Origin of the sequence: Rhizocola hellebori (assembly GCF_016862955.1) — a bacterium.
Lineage (GTDB): Bacteria > Actinomycetota > Actinomycetes > Mycobacteriales > Micromonosporaceae > Rhizocola > Rhizocola hellebori.
Window position 1 is genome coordinate 50453 of sequence record NZ_BONY01000039.1, and the last position, 24118, is coordinate 74570.

25 protein-coding genes are annotated in these 24118 nt (G+C 68.6%); 17 read left to right on the forward strand and 8 right to left on the reverse strand.

Going from position 1 to position 24118, the window contains the following annotated elements; all coding sequences use genetic code 11:
- Window positions 1–64: 64 nt before the first annotated feature.
- Window positions 65–622 (reverse strand): LUD domain-containing protein, encoded by a 558-nt coding sequence (locus tag Rhe02_RS28520; protein WP_203911474.1) that lies wholly within the window; start codon window positions 620–622, stop codon window positions 65–67.
- A gap of 105 nt (window positions 623–727) precedes the next feature.
- Here Rhe02_RS28520 and Rhe02_RS28525 point away from each other — a divergent pair, with 105 nt between their 5' ends.
- From Rhe02_RS28525 to Rhe02_RS28545, 5 genes are all read left to right on the forward strand, one after another.
- Entirely contained in the window at window positions 728–1084 is a 357-nt protein-coding gene (locus Rhe02_RS28525; RefSeq protein ID WP_203911475.1) for a winged helix-turn-helix transcriptional regulator, read from the forward strand.
- A gap of 85 nt (window positions 1085–1169) precedes the next feature.
- Window positions 1170–1982, forward strand: coding sequence for a DUF1684 domain-containing protein (locus Rhe02_RS28530; RefSeq protein WP_203911476.1), 813 nt, complete (start codon window positions 1170–1172; stop codon window positions 1980–1982).
- A gap of 14 nt (window positions 1983–1996) precedes the next feature.
- Complete coding sequence (locus Rhe02_RS28535) at window positions 1997–2854, forward strand: ABC transporter substrate-binding protein (RefSeq protein ID WP_203911477.1); 858 nt, start codon at window positions 1997–1999, stop codon at window positions 2852–2854.
- A 3-nt stretch (window positions 2855–2857) separates the two neighbouring features.
- Window positions 2858–3709 carry an amino acid ABC transporter permease gene (locus Rhe02_RS28540; RefSeq protein WP_203911478.1) on the forward strand — a complete coding sequence of 284 codons (852 nt, stop codon included), beginning with the start codon at window positions 2858–2860 and terminating at the stop codon, window positions 3707–3709.
- On the forward strand, window positions 3706–4452 hold the full coding sequence (locus Rhe02_RS28545; RefSeq protein WP_203911479.1) for an amino acid ABC transporter ATP-binding protein: 747 nt from the start codon (window positions 3706–3708) through the stop codon (window positions 4450–4452). Before Rhe02_RS28540 ends, Rhe02_RS28545 begins: the two co-directional genes overlap by 4 nt.
- 270 nt (window positions 4453–4722) lie before the next feature.
- On the opposite strand, the gene Rhe02_RS28550 is transcribed toward Rhe02_RS28545, so the two are convergent.
- Window positions 4723–5517, reverse strand: coding sequence for an NADPH-dependent oxidoreductase (locus Rhe02_RS28550; RefSeq protein ID WP_203911480.1), 795 nt, complete (start codon window positions 5515–5517; stop codon window positions 4723–4725).
- Between the two features lie 274 nt (window positions 5518–5791).
- Here Rhe02_RS28550 and Rhe02_RS28555 point away from each other — a divergent pair, with 274 nt between their 5' ends.
- The 11 genes from Rhe02_RS28555 (at window position 5792) to Rhe02_RS28605 (ending at window position 16188) form a co-directional block, all read left to right on the forward strand.
- Window positions 5792–6304 (forward strand): flavin reductase family protein, encoded by a 513-nt coding sequence (locus tag Rhe02_RS28555; protein WP_203911481.1) that lies wholly within the window; start codon window positions 5792–5794, stop codon window positions 6302–6304.
- Window positions 6305–7369 carry an ABC transporter substrate-binding protein gene (locus Rhe02_RS28560; RefSeq protein WP_203911482.1) on the forward strand — a complete coding sequence of 355 codons (1065 nt, stop codon included), beginning with the start codon at window positions 6305–6307 and terminating at the stop codon, window positions 7367–7369.
- Entirely contained in the window at window positions 7366–8205 is an 840-nt protein-coding gene (locus Rhe02_RS28565; RefSeq protein WP_203911483.1) for an ABC transporter permease, read from the forward strand. The genes Rhe02_RS28560 and Rhe02_RS28565 overlap by 4 nt, the downstream gene beginning before the upstream one ends.
- Window positions 8181–8918 carry an ABC transporter ATP-binding protein gene (locus Rhe02_RS28570; RefSeq protein ID WP_203911484.1) on the forward strand — a complete coding sequence of 246 codons (738 nt, stop codon included), beginning with the start codon at window positions 8181–8183 and terminating at the stop codon, window positions 8916–8918. The genes Rhe02_RS28565 and Rhe02_RS28570 overlap by 25 nt, the downstream gene beginning before the upstream one ends.
- A 2-nt stretch (window positions 8919–8920) precedes the next feature.
- On the forward strand, window positions 8921–10234 hold the full coding sequence (locus Rhe02_RS28575) for an LLM class flavin-dependent oxidoreductase (protein WP_239124098.1): 1314 nt from the start codon (window positions 8921–8923) through the stop codon (window positions 10232–10234).
- A 22-nt stretch (window positions 10235–10256) separates the two neighbouring features.
- Window positions 10257–11294 (forward strand): aldo/keto reductase, encoded by a 1038-nt coding sequence (locus Rhe02_RS28580; RefSeq protein ID WP_239124106.1) that lies wholly within the window; start codon window positions 10257–10259, stop codon window positions 11292–11294.
- The gene (locus Rhe02_RS28585; protein ID WP_203911487.1) at window positions 11291–11833 is read left to right on the forward strand and encodes an NAD(P)H-dependent oxidoreductase; all 543 of its coding nucleotides are present in this window, start codon (window positions 11291–11293) and stop codon (window positions 11831–11833) included. The genes Rhe02_RS28580 and Rhe02_RS28585 overlap by 4 nt, the downstream gene beginning before the upstream one ends.
- Complete coding sequence (locus tag Rhe02_RS28590) at window positions 11833–12894, forward strand: LLM class flavin-dependent oxidoreductase (protein ID WP_203911488.1); 1062 nt, start codon at window positions 11833–11835, stop codon at window positions 12892–12894. Before Rhe02_RS28585 ends, Rhe02_RS28590 begins: the two co-directional genes overlap by 1 nt.
- Before the next feature lie 98 nt (window positions 12895–12992).
- A complete protein-coding gene (locus Rhe02_RS28595) occupies window positions 12993–14144 on the forward strand; it encodes an acyl-CoA dehydrogenase family protein (RefSeq protein ID WP_239124099.1) in 1152 nt (383 codons plus the stop codon).
- Entirely contained in the window at window positions 14141–15001 is an 861-nt protein-coding gene (locus tag Rhe02_RS28600; protein WP_203911489.1) for a phosphate/phosphite/phosphonate ABC transporter substrate-binding protein, read from the forward strand. Before Rhe02_RS28595 ends, Rhe02_RS28600 begins: the two co-directional genes overlap by 4 nt.
- On the forward strand, window positions 14998–16188 hold the full coding sequence (locus Rhe02_RS28605) for a ferritin-like domain-containing protein (protein ID WP_203911490.1): 1191 nt from the start codon (window positions 14998–15000) through the stop codon (window positions 16186–16188). The genes Rhe02_RS28600 and Rhe02_RS28605 overlap by 4 nt, the downstream gene beginning before the upstream one ends.
- Here the strand turns inward: Rhe02_RS28605 and Rhe02_RS28610 are convergent.
- On the reverse strand, window positions 16181–17569 hold the full coding sequence (locus Rhe02_RS28610) for an NAD(P)/FAD-dependent oxidoreductase (RefSeq protein ID WP_203911491.1): 1389 nt from the start codon (window positions 17567–17569) through the stop codon (window positions 16181–16183). The genes Rhe02_RS28605 and Rhe02_RS28610 overlap by 8 nt on opposite strands.
- A gap of 164 nt (window positions 17570–17733) precedes the next feature.
- Window positions 17734–18963: a NucA/NucB deoxyribonuclease domain-containing protein gene (locus Rhe02_RS28615; RefSeq protein ID WP_203911492.1), complete on the reverse strand. Its 1230-nt coding sequence runs from the start codon at window positions 18961–18963 to the stop codon at window positions 17734–17736.
- Window positions 18964–19159: 196 nt separating this feature from the next.
- Between Rhe02_RS28615 and Rhe02_RS28620 the strand changes: the two genes are divergently transcribed.
- The gene (locus Rhe02_RS28620) at window positions 19160–19876 is read left to right on the forward strand and encodes an FAD:protein FMN transferase (protein WP_203911511.1); all 717 of its coding nucleotides are present in this window, start codon (window positions 19160–19162) and stop codon (window positions 19874–19876) included.
- Window positions 19877–19889: 13 nt separating this feature from the next.
- Here the strand turns inward: Rhe02_RS28620 and Rhe02_RS28625 are convergent, their stop codons facing one another.
- The 4 genes from Rhe02_RS28625 to Rhe02_RS28640 all read right to left on the reverse strand — a co-directional run bounded on the left by Rhe02_RS28625 (window position 19890) and on the right by Rhe02_RS28640 (window position 24113).
- A complete protein-coding gene (locus Rhe02_RS28625; protein WP_203911493.1) occupies window positions 19890–20354 on the reverse strand; it encodes an FMN-binding protein in 465 nt (154 codons plus the stop codon).
- A 20-nt stretch (window positions 20355–20374) separates the two neighbouring features.
- Window positions 20375–21799, reverse strand: a complete 1425-nt coding sequence (locus Rhe02_RS28630) for a ferredoxin reductase family protein (protein WP_203911494.1) — start codon at window positions 21797–21799, stop codon at window positions 20375–20377.
- 111 nt (window positions 21800–21910) lie between these two features.
- Window positions 21911–22861, reverse strand: coding sequence for a hypothetical protein (locus Rhe02_RS28635; RefSeq protein ID WP_239124100.1), 951 nt, complete (start codon window positions 22859–22861; stop codon window positions 21911–21913).
- Between the two features lie 4 nt (window positions 22862–22865).
- Window positions 22866–24113, reverse strand: coding sequence for an MFS transporter (locus Rhe02_RS28640; protein ID WP_203911496.1), 1248 nt, complete (start codon window positions 24111–24113; stop codon window positions 22866–22868).
- Window positions 24114–24118: the final 5 nt, after the last annotated feature.

Sequence of the window (24118 nt, forward strand, 5' to 3'; positions counted from 1 at the left end):
TGACCGATAGCGTGCCGGATCAGCACCACGGTCCCCCTGCCGGGCAGGAACTCCCGCTCCAGGATCAGGATTTCCCGATGAAGGAATCATGGCCCTGCGCCTGCCATTTGCGTCGCTCCAGCGGCAGGCTGTAGGTGCGCACGCGGCGCAGCGCGGTATCCAAATCGGACACGATCTTCTGCGCGCCCACCACCCAGACCGCCCTGCGGGCGCCCGCCGAGTACGGCCCGAGCTGGCTGCCACTGGCCGAAGCGGCCACCATTCGCCCGTCCTCGGTCACGGCATGCACGCTGCCCACGACGACATCGGGGGTGGCGCCCAGCCGCAGCCTGCCGTCAACGTCGTCGTCGGCCAGCTGTCCCACCTGCCGGCGGACAGAGACGAACTCGCCGCTTTCCTCGACCGCGGCGGCGATCCCGCTGATGCGCAAGGTCTCACTCAGCGCCGTAAATACCGCCTGGTCCCGGGGCAGCAGCTCGATGACCAAGTCGCGGGCCTGCTCGGCCGTGTCCACCACGTGAACCGTGAACCCGTTGTCCTGCAGTGACTTCGCGGCTCGATCCAGCTGGCTCACGTCGGCCGCGGCAGCGAACGCTTCATCAAAAGTATCGTCGGTGCTCAATGCTCCCGCCTTTCGGTTCCATTTGGTTACTAGCCCCATCGTGAGTAACCATCGAGTCCGGAGGAAGACGGCACTATTTTCTGCGTCAGGCACACGGAGGTAACCATGCAGGCACCGGTGGTGCACGATGAGAAGACCTGCCAGGTTCGCGAGATCCTCGATCGCGTCGGGGACAAGTGGTCCCTTGCCGTCGTCAACGAGCTCGGCAACGGCACCCTGCGGTTCACCGAGCTGAAGCGGGCCATCGGTGGGGTCAGCCAGCGGATGCTCACGGCGACCCTGCGCAACCTGGAACGTGACGGCCTTGTGCTGCGCACGGTCCATCCCGTCATCCCACCCAGGGTCGACTACGAGCTCTCCGATCTGGGCCGCACCTTCCTGCAGACGGCATGGTCGCTGATGAACTGGGCCAACGACCACGCCGCCGACATCATCGCGGCACGCGCCAGATACGACACCTGATCCGGCACAGGGGGTTTCCAAATCCTATCTTCTGAGTAGGATATCTAGGCACCTGCGGACTCCCCCGGCAAGGAGTGTGATCACCATGGCCGAATCCTTTGCAGACGAATGGCGTGCCTGGCATGACAAGCACGAGGCGAACCGCGCCCACCGGCACGGCTTCCTCGCCATCACCGGCGTGCACTGGCTGACCGTTGAGCCCCAGCTGTTACCCGACGCGCCCGGGGTCTGGTCATCGGACGGCGACCGCGTCACGGTCCATCTGGACGACGGCGAGGAGCTGGCCGTGGCCGGTGAGATCATCCGCGGCGAGCACCGGTTCGAGCCGATCGCCGAGCGGGGCGGGATAAACGCGGTGTGGGGTGAGGCCGTCATCGAGATCGCCCGGCGCGGCGGTTTCGACATCGTGCGGCCCCGGCACCCGTCACATCCACTACTGACCGCCTACCCAGGCACGCCGGCCTACCCGGCCGATCCACGCTGGGCGATCACCGGCCGGTACGTGCGGTTCGACGAGCCACGGCCGACGACGGTCGGGTCGGTCGTCGACGACCTCAAGCACGTCTACCAGGCACCAGGCCGGATCGACTTCGAGATCGACGGGCGGCAGCTGAGCCTCACCGCTTTCGACGGCTGGACGCCGGGCAGCCTGAGCGTGCTGTTCACCGACGCCACCTCGGGGGTCACCACTTACGCCGCCAACCGATCGCTGCAGGTGAACGCCCCGGAAAGCGACGGCGCGGTGGTGCTCGACTTCAACCGGGCGGTCAACCTTCCGTGCGCCTACACCGAGTACGCGACCTGCCCGCTGCCGCCGGCCGAGAACCACCTGCCGGTGGCGATCGAGGCCGGAGAACAGCTCCCAGCATCGGCCGCCTTGAATAAATCCGCTCGATAGGACAACGTGAAGCGATGAGTCCCCGACCCCTCAGGATCGCTGCCGTCTTGATCGCCGTGGCGCTGGCGGCATGCGCGCCGCAGGACGAGCCGAGCACCCCCGCCGCTTCGGCCGACACCGGCTGCGCACCTTCAAAGCTGGCCACGGTCGCGGCCGGCAAGCTGACCGTGGCCACCGACGATCCCGCCTATCCGCCGTGGGTCGCCGACAACAAACCGGAAAGCGGCGACGGCTTCGAGTCGGCGGTGGCCTATGCGGTGGCGGCCAAGCTCGGCTATGCCAAGGATCAGGTGGTGTGGACGCGGGTCACCTTCAACAGCGCCATCGCTCCGGGCCGCAAGGCCTTCGACTTCGACATCAACCAGTTCTCCATCACCGAGGAGCGTAGGAACGCGGTCGACTTCTCCTCCGCCTACTACGACGTGGCCCAGACCGTCATCACCATCAAGGGCTCCAAAATAGACGGTGCGAAAACACTTGCCGCGCTGAAGAATGCCAAACTCGGCGCACAGGTGGGCACGACCAGCTATCGGGCGATCACCGAGGTCATCAAACCCGCTACGGCACCGGCCGTGTTCAACAACAACGACGATGCCAAGCAACAGCTGGGCAACGGAACCGTGGACGGGATAGTTGTCGATCTGCCGACCGCGTTCTTCATGACGGCCGCGGAGCTGGACAACGGCGTCATCGTCGGCCAGGTGCCGCAGCCGTCCGGGCAGCCGGAGCAGTTCGCTCTGGTGCTGGACAAGGGTTCCCCGCTGACCGCGTGCGTCAGCCGGGCCGTCGACGCGCTGCGGCAGGACGGCACGCTGACCTCCTTGCAGGCCAAGTGGCTCGCCGGGGTTTCCGGCGCGCCGACGCTTGGCTGAGGCATGACCACCGCCTATCAACCGAGCCAGCTGCAACAGGAACGGATCGCTTACCGGCGAAGGCAAACGGTGCTTTCCGCCGTCGTCGCCGCCGCGTCCACCGCCGTCATCGGCGTGCTGGCCGCGGTGGCGATCACCGGCGCCCCGGGCTGGGCGCGGGTGCGGAGGTCCTTTTTGGACCCCGCGATCGCCCTCGATGCGTTGCCAGACATCCTTCACGGCCTCTGGCTCAACGTGCAGCTGCTGTTCTTTTGCGCGATCGGCGCGCTGCTGGTCGGATTGGCCATCGCGCTGCTGCGCACCCTTCGCGCGCCGGTCTTCTTCCCGTTGCGCGCACTGGCCGCGCTCTACACCTACCTGCTCCGCGGTGCGCCGCTGCTTATCGTCTTATATCTATTGACTTTTGGGGTACCAGGTCTGCGCCTGAAAGGCACGCCACCCCTCCTGGTGCTGGGTGGGCTGGCGCTGGTCATCGTCTACGCCGCCTACCTGGCCGAGGTTTTCCGGGCCGGCATCGAGTCGGTGCACCCGTCACAGCGGGCGGCGGCGCGCTCGCTGGGCCTGACCTACCGCCAGACGATGCGCCATGTGGTGCTGCCGCAGGCGATTCGCCGGGTCACCCCGCCCATGCTCAACGATCTGGTCGCCCTGCAGAAGGACGTCGGCCTGATCTCGCTCGCCGGGCCGATCGACGCGATCCGGGCGGCGCAGATCCAGACCGCGGAAACCTACAACTACACGCCGTATGTCGTGGCGGGCGTGCTTTTCGTGCTGCTGGCCATTCCGCTGATCGCGGTGACCGACTGGGTCACCCTGCGCTCGGCCCGCCGCCAGTCCGCCGAGGCCGCCCTATGAACGTGCTGTCCTGCCGCGCGTTGCGCAAAGTGTTCCGCGGCAACGTGGTCCTGCACGACCTGGACCTGGAGGTGGCCGAACACGAAGTGGTAGTGCTGATCGGGGCCTCGGGTTCGGGCAAGTCGACGCTGCTGCGCTGCGTCAACCTGCTGGAAACCGTCGACGACGGCACCATCCACCTCGACGGCGAGCACATCACCTCGCCGGGGGTGAACCCTGACCGGGTGCGCCAGCGCATCGGCATGGTGTTCCAAGCCTTCAACCTGTTCCCCCACCTGACCGTGCTGGACAACGTGACCCTCGCACCGCGACGGGTGCACCGGCAGCCCCGCCGCGACGCCGAGGCCGCCGCGATGCGCCTGCTGGACCGGGTCGGCCTGGCCGACAAGGCACGCGAATACCCCGACCGGCTCTCCGGTGGCCAGCAGCAGCGGGTCGCCATCGTCCGCGCATTGGCCAACTCGCCCAGGCTCATCCTGCTCGACGAGGTCACCTCGGCGCTCGACCCGGAACTGGTCGGCGAGGTGCTCAGCCTCATCCGCGAGCTGCGTGCCGACGGGACGACAATGCTCATCGCCACCCACGAGATGTCCTTCGCCCGCGAGGTCGCCGACCGCGTATGTTTCCTCGACCAGGGCCGCATCCTGGAACAGGGAACCCCGCAACAGGTCCTCGGCGCACCCCAGCAACCCCGCACCCAACAGTTCCTGGAACGCATCATCGCCGCCGGCCGCCTCCCCTAGCCCGCACCGCCGCCACCGCCGCGGAGAGCTTGAGAGGTGAGCTAGTGCCTGCGGGTCGGCGGCGTAGCCGTCGGGGGCGGCCGAGCACGGACGGATGTGCCGCGCGGGAGCTGGCGGCGAGGGACCACGACGCAGCGGCGTAGAAAGGAGCGGGCCGTGGAGAAACGGCGGCCCGCCACCGGGGTGGAAGCGGCTGTCAGGCCCAGAGCGCCACCGGCCACAGCGGGCAGGATGGTCACCGTGTCGGCCAAGCGCATGGCTGGGCGGATGTCAGCGGGAGGGAAGGCCAAGACGGTCAAGGGTTTCGCGGAGGCGGTGGCGGCCGGCCATCGATTCTGGGCCGCGTAGCCGGTCGAGCACTCGGCTGGTCCAGTTGCCTGCCAATCCGAAGCGGCTGTTGTAGGCGGCCAGTCTTTCGTTGTAGGCGGCGATGTGCGCGTCGGCGGAGGCGTCGTATTGTTCACGATGCACGACAGCCGCTTGTGGCAGCCGTGGCTTCACGCCGGCCTGTTCGGTGGGATCTGGGGTGCCGACGGCGAGCCCGAAAGCGGCTACCGCGTGGGGTGGCAGCCCCAGCTCGGCGGCGACCTGTTCCGGTGCGTTGCGGATCGCCCCCACGAACACCGAACCCAGCCCCAGTGAATGCGCTGCTATGACAGCGTTCTGGGCCGCCAATGCGGTGTCGATGAAGCCGATGAGGGTGGTCTCCAGGTAGTCCGCGGCATCGACCTGGGTGCCGGCGTGTTCGGCCAGCCGCCGGGCCCGGCTCAGGTCGGCGACCCAGACCAGGAACAGTGGGGCCTGGGCGATGAAGGCCTGGTTTCCGGCGAGCACGGCCAGCCGCGCCTTGCGCTGCGGATCGCGGACAGCCACCACGCTCCACGCCTGGAGGTTGGATGACGTCGGAGCGGACTGCGCGGCGGCGATCAGAGCGGTCAGCTCGTCGTCGGTAACCTCGCGGGATCCGAACTTTCGCACCGAGCGGTGTGCGAGTTGCAGACGCAGGACATCGTTGTCCACGCCGAGATTCGCGGCGGGATCGCCGTAGCGGGCGGTGACTGGCATCGCCAAGCTATATCACAGAATTGCGATCGAACTGTCTCAATCTTTGGAATTCCTATTTCGCATGTAGGATATGTAGGCTATTCTCAACACCATGGCCAGCACCCAAACCCCGCTCGACGGCACCGCAATGGCCGTGTCGCGCGGATGCTGCCGCGGCTGGACAGCCGCGTGCGGGTGCTGTTAAGCGCGCCTATCCCCCTGTTATCGCCTGACTTCACCTGCGCCATCCCGATGGCCCGTGGCGCGTTCCCGCGTCTTGCTCAGGAGGAACGTCATGACTGTCATAGCCGAACCGCTCGCGCCGATCGAGCCGGACATGTTTCGTTCCCTGCTTCGCCAGCAGGCAGCCTCGGTCGCGGTGGTCACCGCCGCGGGCGACCCGCCGGTGGGGTTCACCGCGACCTCGTTCACGTCGGTGTCACTGCACCCGCCGCTCGTGTCGTTCTGTCTGGCCCGTTCATCGTCGAGCTGGCCCACCATCCACCGCGCTGAGCACATTGCCGTGCACCTGCTCGGTGAACAGCAGCATCACGTGGCGCGCACCTTCGCGACCAGTGGCATCGACCGCTTCGCCGCGCATCCGGGTTGGCAGCGCGGACCTTTCGGGGTGCCGCTGCTGCACGAGCCGATCGCCTGGCTGCTGTGCCGGGTCACGCAGCGGGTCGCGGCGGGTGACCACACCATCGTGCTGGCCGAACCGCTTACCGGCAGCCACGGCGAGGGCGCGCCCTTGCTCTATCACATGGGGCAGTACGCCGCCCTGCGTCCATCCACAAAGGAGTCATAGGTGAAACCGTCACCAGTAGTCGCCCGTCGCACGTTCCTTTCCGCCACCCTCGGCGCGGTCGCCCTGGGCCTGACCGCGTGCGCCAACGCTGAGACGCCGGACGTGACACTGGCCGCCGACACACCCCTGCTCGACTCGGTGCCGAAGGGTACCAAGCTTGTCATCGGAGACAAGGAGCATCAGAAGGCCATCGAGTTCTCCGGCGAGGCGAAGAACTTCACCTTCGAGGTGGAGTGGGCCAACATCAGCGGCGGCCCGCAAACCCTGGAGGCGTTCCGCGCCAAGGCGCTGGACGTCGGCTCGGTCGCCGACATCCCGCCGATCCATTCCCACTGGACCGGCATCCCCACCCGGATCGTCGCTTCCAAGTTCCGCCAGGATCCGCTCAACCACGCCATCTACCGGCTCGGCATCGCCCCCGGGGTCGCGGTCGCCGCGCTCGCCGATCTGCGCGGCAAGAAGGTCGCCTACAGCCCGGGACAGGCGCAGGGCGCCCTGGTGTTACGGGTGCTGCACAAGGCCGGACTGTCCAAAGAGGACGTGAAGCTGGTGGAGCTGCCGAGCACCGGCGACGTCTACGCGACCGCACTGGCCAGCCGTCAGGTCGAGGTTGCCCCGATCGGGGGCGTACAGATCAAGCGTTACGAGACCAAGTACGGCAAGGACGGCGCGAAGACCATCGCGCACGGCCTGCGCGACGACCCCGGTCACCTCTACGTACCGATCACCGTGCTGGCCGATCCGGCCAAGGCCGCCGCGATCCGCGAGTACGTACAGGTGTGGGCGCGGGCGTGGCGGTGGCGCGAGGCCAACCCGCAGGAGTGGATCGAACGGTACTACGTCAAGGATCAGGGCCTCACCGCCGACGACGGCCAGTGGCTGGTCGACAACGGCGGCGTGGCCGACATTCCGGCGAGCTGGGGCGAAGCCATCGCCCGCCATCAGGAGACGATCGACTTGCTGGCCAAGGAGACCGGCAACAAACCGCTGCGGGCCGAGGACCTGTACGACCGCCGATACGAATCCGTTGCCGCCAAGGCACTCGACGCGGGAGGTGCCAAGTGACCGCCTCTGTGCTCAGCAGACCCCGCCCGGCGGTGGCGACACCGACCGCCGCCAAGCCGCGGCGTCGGCTCGGGCCCGGTCGGGCCATCCCGTTCGGGGCGGCCATCGGGCCGGTCGGCCTGCTGACGCTGTGGGCGGTGGGCTCGGCCGCGGGGTGGCTCGATCCGCGTACCCTGTCAGCGCCCTGGACGGTCGTGACGACCGCGGGCGACCTCATCGCCAACGGCCGGCTGCAGGACAACCTTGCGGTCTCGGCGCAGCGGGCCGGTCTCGGCCTCGCCTTCGGCACGGTCATCGGCACCGTGCTCGCGCTCGCCTCGGGACTGAGCCGGTGGGGGGAGGCGATCCTCGACGGCCCGATCCAGATCAAGCGGGCCATCCCGGCCGTGGCACTGATTCCATTGCTCATCCTCTGGCTCGGCATCGGCGAGGAGATGAAGGTGCTCACCATCACCCTCGGCGTGCTGGTGCCCGTCTACATCCATACCCATAACGGGTTGCGCACCATCGACAGCCGGTACGTCGAGCTGGGCGAGTCGCTGCGGTTGCCGCCGGGCACCTTCCTGCGCCGGATCGTGCTGCCCGGTGCGCTGCCCGGCTTCCTGCTCGGCATGCGGTTCGCCGTGGTGGGCGCCTGGCTGTCCCTCGTCGTGGTCGAGCAGATCAACTCGACCAGCGGCATCGGCTACATGATGGATCTGGCCCGCCAGTACGGCCAGACCGACGTCATCATCGTCGGGCTCGTCCTCTACGGGCTGCTCGGGCTGATCTCCGACGGCGCTGTCCGGCTCGTGCAGAGGAAGGCGCTGTCATGGCGACGCACGCTGGCGGACTGACCGCCACCCGCACGGTTCGGGTCCGCTCGCTGTCGCGCGGATTCGGCGACCGGACAGTCCTCAATGGACTGGATCTGGAGATCGGCGAAGGCGAGTTCGTCGCGCTGCTGGGCCGCAGCGGCTCGGGAAAGAGCACCCTGCTGCGCGCCCTGGCCGGTCTGGACCGCGACGTGGCGGGCTCCGGGCAGATCGAAGTCCCGCAGAACTCCTCGGTGGTCTTCCAGGACGCGCGGCTGCTGCCGTGGCAACGGATCCTGGACAACGTCACCCTCGGCCTGCGCGGGCCGGAAGCGCCGCAGCGCGGCCGCGCGGCGCTGGCCGAGGTCGGGTTGGCCGGCCGGGAGCGGGCCTGGCCCAACGAGCTGTCCGGCGGTGAGCAGCAGCGGGTCGCGCTGGCGCGGGCGCTGGTGTCCGAGCCGGAGCTGCTGCTGGCCGACGAGCCCTTCGGCGCGCTGGACGCGCTGACCCGGCTGCGCATGCACCACCTGCTGCGCGAGCTGTGCACACGGCACCGGCCCGCGGTTCTGCTGGTCACCCACGACGTCGACGAGGCGGTGACGCTGGCCGACCGGGTGCTGCTCATCGACGAGGGCCGGATCAGGGTCGACCTCACCATCGACCTGCCCGCGCCCCGCTCACATCGACAGCCACAGTTCCTGGCCTACCGGGAATCCTTGCTGCAATCGCTCGGCGTCTACCAGACGGAAGGATGACCATGCTTCACCTCAACGCGTTCCTGATGGGCGTCGGGCACCACGAAGCCGCCTGGCGGCTGCCGGAAAGCGATCCCTTCGCGCAGACCGACGTCGAGCACTTCAAGCGCCTGGCCCGCATCGCCGAGCGCGGCAAGCTCGACTCGCTGTTTCTCGCCGACAGCCCGGTGCTGTGGAACAGCATCGGGAGGCGGCCGGCCGGCACGCTCGAACCGACCGTGCTGCTGACCGCCCTCGCCGGCGCCACCAACCACATTGGACTGATCGCGACCGCGTCGACCACCTACAACGAGCCGTTCAACCTCGCCCGCCGGTTCGCCTCGCTGGACCACATCAGCGGCGGCCGGGCCGGCTGGAACATCGTCACCACGGCCGGGGTGGAGGCGGCCCGCAACTTCAACCTCGATGAGCTGCCCTCGCACCGGGACCGCTATGAGCGGGCGGCCGAATTCATCGAGGTGTCGCTGAAGCTATGGGACAGCTGGGATGACACCGCCCCGTTGGGCGACAAGGATTCCGGGCGATGGGGCGACGATGCCCTGCTCTACCCGCCCGGCCATAGCGGGCAATACTTCCGCGTGGCCGGCCCGCTGAATGTGCCGCGCTCGCCGCAGGGCTACCCGCTGCTGGTCCAGGCCGGGTCCTCGGAGGACGGAAAGGAGCTGGCAGCCCGCTACGCCGAGGCGGTCTTCACCGCACAGCAAACCCTCGCCGACGCGCAGGCGTTCTACCGTGACCTCAAGCAGCGGGCCGCGCTCGCGGGCCGCGACCCGGACACGATCAAGATCCTGCCGGGGATCGTGCCCGCGATCGGGGAAAGCGAGGCGCAGGCACGCGAGCTGGAGGCCGAGCTGGATCGCCTGATCCGGCCCGAATACGCGCGCCAGCAGCTGGCCACCACCCTGCGCGTCGCCCCCGAAGACCTGGCCCTGGACGAGGAATTGCCGGCCGACCTGCCCAGCGAAGACGAGATCGAGGGGGCCAAGAGCCGCTACACGCTGATCGTCACCCTGGCCCGGCGGGAACGGCTGACCGTCCGTCAGCTCATCGGCCGGCTCGGCGGCGGGCGCGGGCACCGCACCTTCGCCGGAACACCCGAGCAGGTGGCCGATGCCATCGAGGAGTGGTTCCGCAGCGGCGCCGCCGACGGATTCAACATCATGCCGCCGGTACTGCCGTCCGGGCTGGAAACGTTCGTTGACCAGGTTGTGCCGATTCTGCAGCGCCGAGGACTGTTCCGCACCGAATACACCGGGACCACTCTGCGCGACCACTACGGCCTGACCCGCCCCGCCAACCAGTTCGTGACCGTTTAACCAGTTGGAAGGACCATCCATGGTGGACTATCGACCCTTCGGGCGCACCGGCGTGCAGATCAGCTCGCTGACCCTGGGCGCAATGAACTTCGGCCAGCGGGGCAACCCCGATCACGAGGACGGCATCCGGATCATCCATCGGGCGCTCGACGAGGGCATCAACGCCATCGACACCGCCGACGTCTACTCCCAGGGCGAATCAGAGGAGATCGTCGGCAAGGCCCTGGCCGGCGGGCGGCGCGACGACGTCTTCCTGGCCACCAAGTTCCACGGGCAGGTCGGCGACAACCCGCAGCATCGCGGCAACTCCCGCCGCTGGATCTTCCGGGCCGTCGAGAACAGCTTGCGCCGCTTGAACACCGACTGGATCGACCTGTACCAGGCGCACCGCCCCGAGCCCGACACCGACTTCGACGAGACCCTGGGCGCGCTCACCGACCTGGTGCGCCAAGGAAAAGTCCGCTACCTCGGCACCTCCACCTTCGAGCCCTCGGCCGTCGTGGAGGGCCAGTGGATCGCGGAGCGGCGCGGGCGGGAACGGGTGGTCAGCGAGCAGCCGCCCTACTCGATCCTGGCCCGCGAGATCGAACGCGAGCTGCTGCCGGTGGCCCAGCGCTACGGGCTGGCGGTGATCCCGTGGAGCCCGCTGGCCGGCGGCTGGCTCGCCGGCGGCTATCACCCCGGGATCGAAGCCCCGATCTCGCTGCGGGCCGACCGGTTCCCGGCCCGGTTCGATCCGGCCTGGCCGGCCAACGCCGCCAAGCTCGCCGCCGTCGCCGAGCTGGCCGCGCTCGCCGAACAGGCCGGCCTGTCCCTGATCCACCTCGCGATCGCCTTCGTGCTGCAGCACCCCGCCGTCACGTCGGCCATCATCGGGCCGCGCACCTTGGCACACCTGGAGTCGCAACTGGGCGCGGCCAAGGTGACGCTCTCCCCCGATGTGCTGGACCGGATAGACGCCATCGTGCCGCCCGGCACCACCCTCAACCCCGCCGATTCCGGCTATCAGCCACCATCGCTGGCCGACCCGGCGCGCCGCCGCCGCGGGGGCACCCGATGAGCCTCGATGTCGTGGTGCTGGTGGGCAATCCGCGGGCTGGATCGCGTACCCGACAATTGGCTGAAACCTTGACCGAGACGCTGCTGGACCGGATCGGCCTGCCGCCCAACGGCTGGCGGGTGCTGGAGCTGGCCGACATCGTCGGGGTGTCGTTCGGGCCGGAACCGGCCTACGGCAACAAAGCGGGCCCCGATCCTTTCGCGACAGTCGCCTCGGCCCAGCTGCTGATCGTCGCGACGCCCGCCTATAAAGGCAGCTACACCGGGTTGTTGAAGGTCTTCCTGGATCGGTTCGGGCACCGGCAGCTCGCTGAGGTGACCGCGGTGCCGGTGGTGGTGGCCGCGTCACAGGCGCACGCCGATGCGGCCGCGGCGGCACTGCACGATGTTCTGGCCGAGCTGGGCGCGCGAGTCCCAGCGCCTGCGCTCGCGGTGCTGGAGTCGCGTTTGGAGGATGGGCGCGCCATCGCCGCGCAGTGGACGCAACAGCATGCCGGGGCCTTCGCCAACCGTCCGATCACGACAGCAGGGATCAGCTGATGAGCCTCGAATTCCTCTGGTACATCCCGAACCAGGTCCAGCCCGGCCATCGTGGCGACGACGCTGTCGCCAACCACAACAGTCTGCAAACCCTTACCGGTCAAGCAAAGGCGCTCGAAGATCACGGGTGGGGCGGTGCCCTGATCGGGACTGGCTGGGGCAGGCCGGACACCTTCACGGTCGCCACCGCGCTGGCCGCCCGGACCACAACCTTCCAGCCTCTGATCGCTGTCCGGCCCGGCTACTGGCGGCCGGCCAACTTCGCCTCCGCCGCGGCGACCCTCGACCATCTCAGCGAGGGGCGGGTGCTGATAAACATCGTGTCGGGTAAGGACAATCTGGCCGCCTACGGCGATCACGAAGGCGACCAGGCCCACCGCTACGCCCGTACCAAGGAATTCCTGCAGATCGTCCGCAAGCTGTGGACTCAGGAAAGCGTCACCTTTCACGGCGAGCACTTCAGCGTCACCGACTCCACCGTGGTCCCGCGAACGGTCGTGCGCGGCGAGCGCAAACACCCGCGTCTCTACTTCGGCGGCGCCTCCGAGGCCGCCGAGAGGGTCGCCGCGGCCGAAGCCGACGTCCAGCTCTTCTGGGGAGAGCCCCTCGACGGCGTCCAGGAACGGATCGAACGCCTCAAACAGCTCAGCGAGGAGCTGGGACGCGAACACGCGCCGCTCGAGTTCGGCCTGCGCATCACCACGCTTGTGCGCGACACCAGCGAACAGGCCTGGGCCGATGCCGAGGCCAAGGTCGCCAAGATGGCGCAGGCCAACGGCGATATCCCGCGCAATCTGAACTGGCGGGCCGCAGTGGGCCAGCAGCGGCTGCTCGACCTCGCGGCCCGCGGCGAGGTGCTTGACGACAACCTTTACACCACACCCGGCAAGTTCGGCGGCGGCGGGGCGGGCACCACCTGGCTCGTGGGGTCGGCCGAGGAGGTGGCGACCTCGCTACGCAAGTACGAGAAGCTCGGCATCACCCACTTCGTGCTCTCCGACACGCCCTATCTGCCGGAGATCAAGCGCCAGGGCGATCAGCTCCTGCCGCTGCTGCGCTGATGGGCCTCACCGATTCGACAGCGGTGGATACGCTGCGGCCGCTCTAGTAGGCTGCCGACGGCATCCAATGGCCGCTGTCGATCGGTGAGGAGTCTACATTGAATTCTGAGTTGAGGAACGACTACCGTTCTGCGCTTGATGCGGTCATCGCCGACACGGTCATCCCGGCCGCCGCTGACGTCGACCGCACCGGCACCTTTCCCCGAGCGGCGCTCAATGCTTTAGGCGACGCCGGGGTGCTGGGGCTCCTGTCGGCAGCTGAGGTCGGTGGCGGCGGCGGCTCACTGGCGGACGCGGCCGACGTGGTGGAACACCTCGCCGAGGCCTGCGGCTCGACCGCGATGGTGGTGCTCATGCACTTCTCGGCCGTGTCCGTGCTCGAGGCGCACGGCCCGCGTGAGGTCCGCGAGGCCATCGCCCGCGGCGCGCACCTGAGCAGCCTCGCGTTTTCCGAAACCGGCTCGCGCAGCCACTTCTGGGCGCCGATGAGTACCGCGACCGGCGAGGGCGACGCCGTCAGGCTCGACGCCAGCAAGAGCTGGATCACCGCGGCCGGCGAGGCCGACAGCTACGTCTGGTCGAGCCGTCCCACTTCAGGTGACGGGCCGATGACCCTGTGGCTGGTGCCGTCGGATACGCCGGGGCTGAAGGTCGCCGGGCCGTTCGATGGGGTGGGGCTTCGCGGCAACGCGTCCAAACCCGTTACCGCCGAAGGCGTGAGGGTGCCCCGCGACGCCATGCTCGGCGCGGACGGGGCAGGGATGGACATCTCCCTATCCGCTGCGCTGCCGACATTTCTGGTGTGCAGTGCTGCGTGCTCCATCGGGCTGATGAGCGCGCTGCTGAACGACGCCGCCACCCACCTGACCAAGACCCGTCTGGAGCACCTCGGTCAAACACTTGCCCAGCAACCGGTCAGCCGGATCGAGTACGCGCGCCTGCGCACGCGCGCCGACGAGGCCCGCGCGTTCCTCGCCGACACGCTGGCCGCGTTGGGCACCGGCCGCGCCGACGCGGTCCTTCGGGTCCTTCAGGTCAAGGCCGTCGCCGCGGAGGCCGCGTCCGAGGTCGCCGACGGGGTGATGCGCTTGTGCGGGGGCGCGGCGTTCCGCAAGGAACTCGGCGTAGAACGCCGTTTCCGCGACACCTTGGCGGCACGGGTGATGGCGCCGACCACGCAAGCGCTGCGCGATTTCGTCGGCCGGGCCACGCTGGGCCTGCCCCTTTTCGACGGGAGTGACGTCCGGTGAGCGAGCAGACCCTGCTGATGGGCGCCGTCGCCTACGACCCGAAGGTTGTCACCATCTGGGAAGGCTTCCGCGGCTGGCTTCGCGACAGCGGCCTGCCTTTCGACTTCGTGCTCTACTCCAACTATGAGCGCCAGGTCGAGGACCTCGTGGCCGGACGGATCTCGGCGGCGTGGAACTCGCCGCTGGCCTGGCTGCGCGCGCAGCGCCTGGCCGGTGCCGCCGAGCGCACCGTGCGGGCGGCGGCCATGCGCGACACCGACCGCGACCTCACCTCGGTGGTGGTCGTGCGCGCCGACTCGGACGTGTCCTCCCTGGCCGACCTTCGCGGGCGAACCATCGCGGTCGGCGCGGTGGATTCGCCACAGGCCACCCTCATTCCGTTGGCACACCTGCAATCCGCCGGTCTGCGCCAGGGTGCCGGCCTCACCGTTCACCGGTACGATGTGGGAGTCGGCCTGCACGGCGACCATGTCGGTGGGGAGCGCGCCGCCGCGGCCGCCCTGGCCGCCGGGAAGGTCGAAGCCGCCTGCATGATCGACGCGAATCATCTGGCCTTCATCCGGGAAGGCACCCTCGCCCCGGACGCGACCCGCATCCTGAGCCAGACCGCGCCCTACGACCACTGCAACATGACCCTGGTCGACACCGCGCCCGAGGAGCTGGCCACCCGGTTCATCGACCTTCTGCTGGCAATGTCCTATGCGGACCCGCAGGTACGCCCGCTGCTCGACCTGGAAGGCCTGCGCACCTGGCAGGTGGGCCGCACCAGCGGCTACGCCCAGCTCGACGCCGCGGTCGACCAGTCGGGGTTCTACGACGATCGCGGGCGGGTGACAGCCGCGGAGTACGCGCCGTGACCACCGCCCGGCTGGACCTTGACCGGCTCGGGTTCGACCACGGCGCGCACCTGTTGGTGGACAGGGCATTGCGCGCGCTGCCCGGCGGCGGGCGGCTGCGCGTCACCGGATCCGATCCGGCGCTGGGCGTCCACCTGCGCGGGTGGTGCCGCGAACGTGGGCACGTCTTCGCCGTCGATCCGGTCGCCGGTTTCGAGATCGAGCCAGGGCCGGCCGAGCGGCAGCGGCTCACCGGCGCGGAACGCGCTGGCGGGGCACGGCCCGAGGAGATCGTCCGCCATCCACCGGCGCATTGGGGGCTGGCCGCCCGCGGCGCTCTCGTCGAGGCCGGCGGGCCGTCCCCGGGCTGGTTCGACCTCGCCGACCGCGATGTCCTCTGGGCCGATCTGGCACCCCGGCTTTACGCGCATGCGGCTGCGGCGCAATGGGATCCGGCCACCGCCGTCGCCTGGAACGCGTCTTTTGAGCTGGCTGACGACATCGAGGCGGCCGTGGTACAGGTGATGACCTATCTGGTCGAGAATGAGCAAGCCGCCCTGGTCATCCCGGCGCGGCTGCTCTCCCGGGTGCATCCCCACTTCCGCGAGGTGCAGCAGCTACTCGCTGTCCAGGCCGCCGATGAGGCCCGCCACGTGGAGGTGTTCACCCGCCGGGCCCTGCTGCGCGGCAGCGCCATGGGCACCTCCTCGGCGGGCGGACGGGCTTCGCTGGCCAGCCTGCTCGCCGAGCCCGACTTCACCCTGGCCTCATTCCTGCTTTCGGTACTCGGCGAAGGCAGTTTCCTTGCGCTGCTTGCCTTTCTCGACGAGCACGCGCCAGACCCGGTGACCCGCCAGGTCGCCCGGCTGGCGCGGGTCGACGAGGCCAGGCACGTCGCCTTCGGCGTCGCGCATCTGGAACATCAGGCCGCGCTCGATCCCACCCTGCGCGGCCGCCTGCGCAGCTCGATCGAACGCCGCCACGACGCGCTGGCGAACACCGCGGGTCTCAACGCCGACGTGTTCGACGCGCTTGTCGTGCTCGCCGCCGGTGAGTGGACACCGGCGGCGATCGCCCGCGGTTACCGCGCGGTGCAGGCGATGAGCCGCGCCATGGACGACGGACGCCGCCAGCGCCTGGCGCGACTCGGATTTCCGCCCGACGAGGCGGCGGAGCTGTCCGCGCTGCACACCCGCAACTTCATGTAGAACTAGGCTCGAGCTCGCGGGGCCTTGCGGTGGCGGCGATGGCCGGGGTGGCCGCCTTGCCGCCGCCGGAGAGCAGCACCCGGGCCACGATCCCGGGCTTGAAGAGCGCAGTCGGCGGCATCACGAGGTTGGCGACGCCGAGGAAGGTCTTCGCCACCACCGGATGCTTGCCGGCCGCCCCGTAGAGGCGTGCGATATAGCTGTTGAGGAACTTCACCTTTCCCGGCCGAGGCGCGACCACGTGAGCGAAACGCAGGTCTCCCCCGACGGCCATGTCCCACGGTACGTCGATCGCCTTGGCCGCCTTCGCGAAGTACCGGCGCGGCAAGCCTTCCCGGCCTTGCCTGAGACAGTCGCGCAGCTCGATCGCCTCCACCGCGGCGATCGTCATGCCCTGGCCGTAGGCGGGGTTGAAGGCGCACATCGCGTCGCCGACCGCGACAAAGCCTTCGGGCAGGTGTTTCATCCACTCGTAGCGGCGGCGCACACTGACCGGCAGGCGCATCTTCATCGGGGCGCTGAGCGGCTCGGATTTGCTGAGCAGCTCGTGGATCGCCGGGTGGGAAAGGCGTTTGGTGAACTCCAGGAACCCCTCGGGGTCGCTGGGTGGGAAGTTTTGCGTGTCGCAACCGACCAGGGTGACCATCCACCGATCGCCGTCCACGGCGATGAGCACACCGCCGAAGGGGTTGGCCGGCGATGGGCTGGCGATCACCATGCGATAGTCGGCGTCGCCTTCCACCCGGCGGTAGATCCTTGACATGTAACCGCTGACGGCGTCGACGGCCTCCTCGGCCGGCTTGTCGTAACCGATTTCGGCCAGCCAGGTCGGGCCGCGGTTGCCGCGGCCGGTCGCGTCGACCACCAGCTGTGCGGCGAGCTGAATTTCGGTGCCGCCCTTGGGAAGCAGCCGGGCGCCGGTGACCCGGGCCGACGCGTCGTCGACGACCAGCCCGACCGCCTCGGTGCTCTGCCGGAACTCCACATTGGACAACTGTCCGACCCGTTGCCGGACATAGCCTTCGAGGGTGGGGCGGCTCACATCCAGCCCGAGGATGCCCGACGGCGTCCGCGGGAAGGCATGGCCGTCGCCGACCCAGACGCTGTCACGCTGCAGATCGACCGGCAGCGCGCCGAGCGCGACCAGGTCGGGGATGAAACCGTCGAACAGTTCTTCGAGAATCTGGCGGCCACGGGCCAGCAGCCCGTGCGTATGTTCACCCTGCGGCACGCCTTTGCGGTGGCGATGGGCGGCCGGCAGCTCGTCGCGGTCCACGATGGTGACTTTGGCGAAGGATTCACTGAGCACCCGTGCGGCCAGCAATCCGGCGATGCTTGCGCCGAGCACGATCGCGTGCCCGGAACGTTCGTTGGCAGACAATGGTCTACTCCGTTTCGATGAGTGCGGTGCGCCCACCGTAGAACTCATCGATCCAGCGAAGAAAATGAATTAAGCGTAGACAACCTGACACTGTGTGCCCGCTCACTTCGGGTGGGTCCGAAGGCGAGAACGGACCCACCCGAAGTCCCGGGAGCAACGACTGATCAGTTGACGACGACCCGGAACTGTTCGCCGTCAAGCACCCGGTCGGTGGAGTAGAAGATGCTCAGCGAACCGCCACCGCCCGAGTTCTCCGACCTCGGGATCATGCAGATGCTGAATCCGCTGCGGTCACCGGGCTGCCGCACCGGCACCGCGGTGATCTGACACCCGTCGAAGGTCCGGCCGTAGGGGGCGCCGCTGGTGAAGGCGCCCTGCGTGGTGGACCGGAACGGGTACTCGTCGCAGCTGAACCCGTCCGGTCTGAACAGGAAGTCGGGGCAGGCCGTGCGGCCGTTGAGCTCGCGCAGCTCGGCGCTTTCCAGCCGGGTCAGCACCGAGGGCAGGCCAAAGCCGATGGCCAGCGCGATGTGCCGGGCGTAACTGGGATAGCTGAAGCTGTACACGTTGTAGATCGGCATGACCTGAGCGAACACACAGCCGATCTGGGTGGTCACGATCGAGTCGCAGCGGATGTCGCCAGGGCTCAACGTGAGGCTGCCGGTGTAAGGCGGGGTCCATCGCGTGTTGGTGTAGTAGAACGTCAGGCTGGTCGGTCCGCGGCTGAAACCGCCCAGACCGGGGGTGACCAGTGACCGTCCGGTGACCACCGCGCTGGCCCGCTGGTTGACCACGGCCAGCGGCTGGGCCGGGAAGCTCACGCTTTCCGTGGTGCAGCCGCCGGTGCAGTTCCCGCTGCCCCGGATGAACGTTCCCTCGGTGCCGACGGCGAACAGCACGAAGAACTGCGCCTCCTGGCTGTACACACCGCCCGGCACGAACGTGTTCACGAACGTCGTGACCTGAACGTCCATCAGGCCGACCAGCACGCCCTGCGGCACGGTGAACACATAAATGGTGTCGACGCCGTCCAGGCAAGCCGTGGCGCGGGTGTATGCCCAGAATCCGTCACCGCACGTGCTGGGCACGATCCCGTTGGTGCTCGCGCCGCCGGAGCTCTTGTGGGCCGCCTTCGCGGCCGCCGCCGGCTGGCGATCCACGCAGGTTATGGTGCCCGACTGGGCCGCCTGGCTCATCGCCTGCCGCCGTTCCTGAGCGCATTTCGGCGTTAACGTCGCGCCGCCCGGCCTTTCGGCCAGCCGCTGCGCGATCGCCGGCGCCACCGGCGGCCCCGCGGTGGCGGCAGAGGCCGGCGCGCTGACGAGCCCACCCGCCAGGCTTAGCATGGCGCACACCAGCATGAACCGGTACCCGCCAGATCTGAACCGTCGCATTGATCCTCGCTTTCCTAGTTCCAATGTGGACGGACCGAATGCGTCGCCGACGCCTGCGGTCGAGGTCAACATAGAAGCCAGTGAGCGCGCCGCCATCCGTAGAACTACGCAATCGGCCTACGGAATCCGGCGGGCCACGACTAATGTCACGATCGTGGTGGAGCAAGCGCAAGGACTGCACCGGGTCGAGCTGATCATGGGTACCGCCATCAGCATCGACCTGTCCGGGTCGATCGATTCCGTTCGGGCCGCAGAGCTCGCCGACGCCGCGTTCGCCTGGTTCCGCGAGGTGGATGCGCGATTTAGCACTTACCAGGACGACAGCGAGGTCAATCGCCTGCAGCGCGGCGAGCTGAGCTCCGCGGACGCCTCGCCCGACCTGCGCCACGTGCTGGACGAATGCGCGCGGCTATGGCGCGAGACCGACGGATACTTCGACGCCTACGCCACCGGGCGCCTGGATCCTTCCGGCTACGTGAAGGGCTGGTCGGTTCAGGTCGCCTCCGACCGGCTCACCGCCGCGGGCGCGCCTGACCATTGCGTCAACGCCGGCGGCGATGTGCGCGTTTGCGGCCGAGTGGCGGGCCAGCCTTGGCGGATCGGCATAAGGCATCCATTTGAGCCTATGCAGACTTGCTGGGTACTGGCCGGAACCGACCTCGCCGTGGCCACCTCCGGAAATTACGAGCGTGGATTTCATGTCATCGATCCGCTGACAGGCAAACCGGCGCGGGCACTGGCTTCCGTCACCGTCGCCGGCTCAGATCTGGGCGTCGCCGATGCCTACTCGACAGCGGCGGTTGCCATGGGCGTCAAGGGAATCGACTGGCTGGCCCGGCTAGAAGGCTACGAGTCGGCGGTGGTCACCGAGGACGGCCTGGCCTTCCGATCCGAAGGCCTGCCCGTCGCCTAGCGAGCCCCGACGGTCATGACAGGTGGGCCGCGTCGAGGGCGGCCTGCAACGACTCCACGTAGCCGTCGCTGGTGACCGTGGCGCCCGAAACCGTGTCGATGTCGGCGCTCTGCGCAGCGAGGGTCTCCTGCTTGAGGATGGGCAGGGCATAGGCGTTGATCTGTCTGTCCCGGCCGTTGGCGGTCGGGTAGACGGGAACCGACACATCCGTGATCTTCCCGTTGGCGACCGTGATGGCGACCTGCACGTCGCCCCACCGGGTGCCCGCCACCGAGCCCTTGTAGGTTTTGGCACCGCCCGATCCGCCAATGCCGCCGGATCCACCCGCGTCCTCGGCGTTGCTGCCGCCGGAGAGGTTGCCGTCGGTGGTGACGGTGGAGCCGGTCGCCGTGTCGGCGCCCATGGTGCTGGTGCGGTAGCTGAACAGCAGCACCAAACCGGCGATCGTGGACACCAGCCACAGCGTGATCCGTCGCATCGCCTTGAGTTCCTCTCCAGCTACCAGGCGAACTGTTCGGTGTGCAGGTGCTCCGCGCGGACGCCGGCCGCCAGGGCGGCATCGCTGGCCGCCTCGGCCCACTGCTGCGGCCCGCAGAGGTAGACCTCGGATCGATCGATGTGCGGCGCGATCTGGCGCAGCGCGTCGGCCTCACCGAGCGACGCCATCGATCGCGGCAGCCATGACGACCCGTCGGCACGCGGGCCGAGCAGGTAGACGACCCGCACCCCCCGCTGCCGGGCCAGCCAGTCGAGCTCCGCGCCGAAGGCCACCTCGGCCTGGCTGCGCGCCCGGTACACCACAGTGGCCTCCCCTGGCCGATAGGGCAGCTCCCCCAGCAGCGCCAGCAGCGGGGTGACGCCTATCCCGCAGGCCAGCATCACCACCGGGCCGCCGGGATAGCCTTCGCCGGTCAGCTTCCCGTATGGTCCTTCGACTATTGCCTTGGTACCGGGCTGGAGCGCGGCGATCCGGGCACTGCCGTCACCAAGATCCTTGACCGTGATCCGCAGCACCCCGGTGTGCGGGGTGGCCGACAGCGAGTAGGGGTGGGCACGCGACCAGCCCGGCCCGTCGAGGAACCGCCACTGGAAGAACTGCCCGGCCCGCACCTGAAGCTTGTCCAGCCGCCGCCCGCGCAGATAGACCGAGGTGAGCCCGGGGCCTTCCGGCACGACATGGCTGACGGTCAGCCGGTGCCGCCAGTTGCGCCACGCGGGAAGCCCCACGCGGTAGACCAGAACCGCACCGGCCGACACCGCATACAGCGTCCACCAATACGCCGTCGCCACCGGCGAGCTGAGGAAGTCGGCCCCGGTCCACAGCTGGTGCGGCAACGCCAGGCCCACTCCGAGGTAGGCGTAAAGGTGCAGCAGATGCCATGACTCGTAACGCAGCCGCCGCCTGGCCGCACGCAGGGAGGTCACCACCACCATGATCAAAAGAACCGTGCCCGCGGTGGCCAGCAGCATCCCCGGGTAGGAAACGATCATGTCCCACAGCTCCGCGAACACATTCGCGTGCACCGCGGCGGCGTAACCGACCGTGATCAACACGATGTGCGCGACCATCAGGTGGAAGGAGCTGAACCCGGTCCAGCGATGCCAGCGCGCCAGCCTGTCCTGCCCGAACGCCCGCTCGACCAGCGGCACCCGTGCCATCAGCAGCACCTGCAGCAGGAGCAGATCCGACGCCAGCAGACCGGTCAGCCGGCCCACCGCCGACACCGCCTCAGACCCGCCACCGGCAATCTGCTGCACGCCGCGGTTGGCCACCCACAGCGCGACCACGACCAGCAGGCTCAGCGCGGCCCCCGCCCCGGCGGCATCGGCCCACCAGCGCGGCGTCGCCTTGCGCGAGGCCCCCCACCGATGCGGGCCCGCCGAGGCGACATGACGCTCCTGGCGCTCGATCGTCGTGGTCATGCCCCCAATAGTTGGCCGCGCTCGCGACGCGTCCAAGGGATCCTCCCTATGAATCTCCTATGAACCTCAACCCGCAGCGCAGCGCTCGCCTGACGTAGATCCTTGTACGTTCTAGTTGACCAGGGCTGGTGAATTTGCTTGTGGCACCAGGAGGTGGGGTTGCCCGGTGCTGCTGGCGGCGACTGTCCAGACATCGTTGACGCCGTCGTCGCGCTGCAGGGCGTAGGCGATGGTTTCCGAGTCGAGCCACAGCGGCTGATCGTCGACGCTGCGGGTCTCCGCGGTCGGGGTCACCGCCATGGTGGCCAGGTCGAGCACAGACAGCCGCCAGCCGTTGCGGGGGTGGCCGTCGACCGCGGCCTTGAAGGCTATCCGCCGGCCGTCGGCCGAGAGCGAGGGACACTCCACATTTCGGGCGATCGCCCGCACCTTTCGCGCGGCGAAGTCGCCCTCGACAAGGTAGCGCTGCCCGCCGGTGGACATGGTGGCATAGAAGCGGTTGTCGTCGGCCGCGAAGGTCACCCCCCAGAAGTTCTTGTCCGCCGCCGCATACGGTTTTCCGTCCACAGTGGACGCGAAGTCTTCCAGGGTTGGCACGAGGGTTCCGGTCTTGGTGTCCAGGATGCCTGCGCTGGTGGAGAAACCGGTGGTGGCGTAGGAGTGTCCGTCCACGAAGAGGGTCCACGCCACCATGCGGCCGCTTGCCGAGACCCGTAACCGGTTGGGGAATCCGGTCAGTGGGATCTCCCGTTGCAGCCGCAGCTGCCGGTCGAGGATCTGAATGTGGGTACCGCGGAAGGCGTCCACCGGCACGAGACAGGCCACGGTCCCGGCGGCGGCGTGCGCGCGATCGCACTGCAGCGGGGTTAGCGCGCGTGCGCCCTGCGGGTCGCTCAGGGACACCGTGGAAAGCACACCGTTGCTCAGCACCTGGAGGCCAGGCTCGACGCTATGCGCGGTGACGCTTTGCGCGCCCAGATCCCGAGCGGCCGGTGACTGGCGCGCGTGCACGACATAGCCGGCCACCACGCCGGCCAGGAGCAGAGCGGCCAAAGCTGCCACGAGGTTACGATTCATTGCTGGCCTCCGGAATCGCGACGGGAAGTCGGGTAAGGATCCGGGTCAGGATGAGCGCCGCCAGCGTGGTCAGCGCGGCGGCGGCGAGGGCGAGGCGCTGGCTGCCGTAACTCCAGGCCAGTCCAAAAAGGATAGACGACACGAAGTAGGCCAGAGCTTGGCTCGACTGCACCAGGGCCAGGCCCGTCGCGCGCAAGGACTCCGGCAGCAGCGGACCAGCCAGCGCCATCAGCACCCCATCGGTGGCGGCATAGAAGAGACCCAGGCAGGCCAGCACCGCCACGACGATGGCAACTCCTCGCATCGGGCTAAGCAGCACCAGGTACACAGAAAGAAGAGAAAGAAGGCCGATCAGCAGAACCGGGCGGCGGCCGAGACGGTCGGCCAGCGACCCCATGGGATAGGCCAACACGAGATAGCCGAGACTCGTGCCTACCGCAAGCAATGGAAACCAGCCGAGATTGAGGCCCTCACGGCGTTGCAGCAGAAGATAGACGAAGCCATCGCCAATCGTCGACAGCCCAAAAAGGCAGGCGACCGCAAGTAACCGCCGAATGGGCGCACGCCGCAGCAAGCCAAGAGCGAGCCGCGGCGAAACCGGCCGGGAAGGCGAAAGCAAGCTCGCCCGATCGTCGCGCACGAAAAGCACCAGCACGACCACGCCGAAGGCGGCGATACAAAAACTCGCCACGAACACCGCATCGTAGCGCTGGGCACCGGCGAGCATGAGAATGCCCAGCGCCACCAGCGGACCCGCGAAAGCACCGATGGTGTCCATGGTGCGATGCACGCCGAAGGCACGGCCCAGCCCGGTGGGCGGTGTGGAAAGGGTGATGAGGGCATCGCGTGGCGCGGTGCGAAGACCCTTGCCCGCCCGATCGGCGGTGATCGCGGCGGCGAGGGCCGGCACCGATGCTCCCGCCGCGAGCAACCCCAGTTTGGCCAGCGCCGACATCGCATAACCGGCACCGGCCACACTCTTGCGGCCCGAAATCCGGTCGGCGGCATAGCCTCCGGCAAGTCGCAACAGGACAGTCGCTCCGGAGTAGACACCGTCAATCAGACCGTATGCGGCGGGGCTAAGGCTCAACCCGACGACAAGGTAAACGGGCAGGATCGCGGTGACCATCTCCGCCGAGACGTCGGTGATCAGGCTGACCGTGCCGAGCGCGAACACGTTGGCCGCGACAGCCCCTTTGACGGACTGCCGCGGCCGATCGATGGTAGATAGATACACGGTGG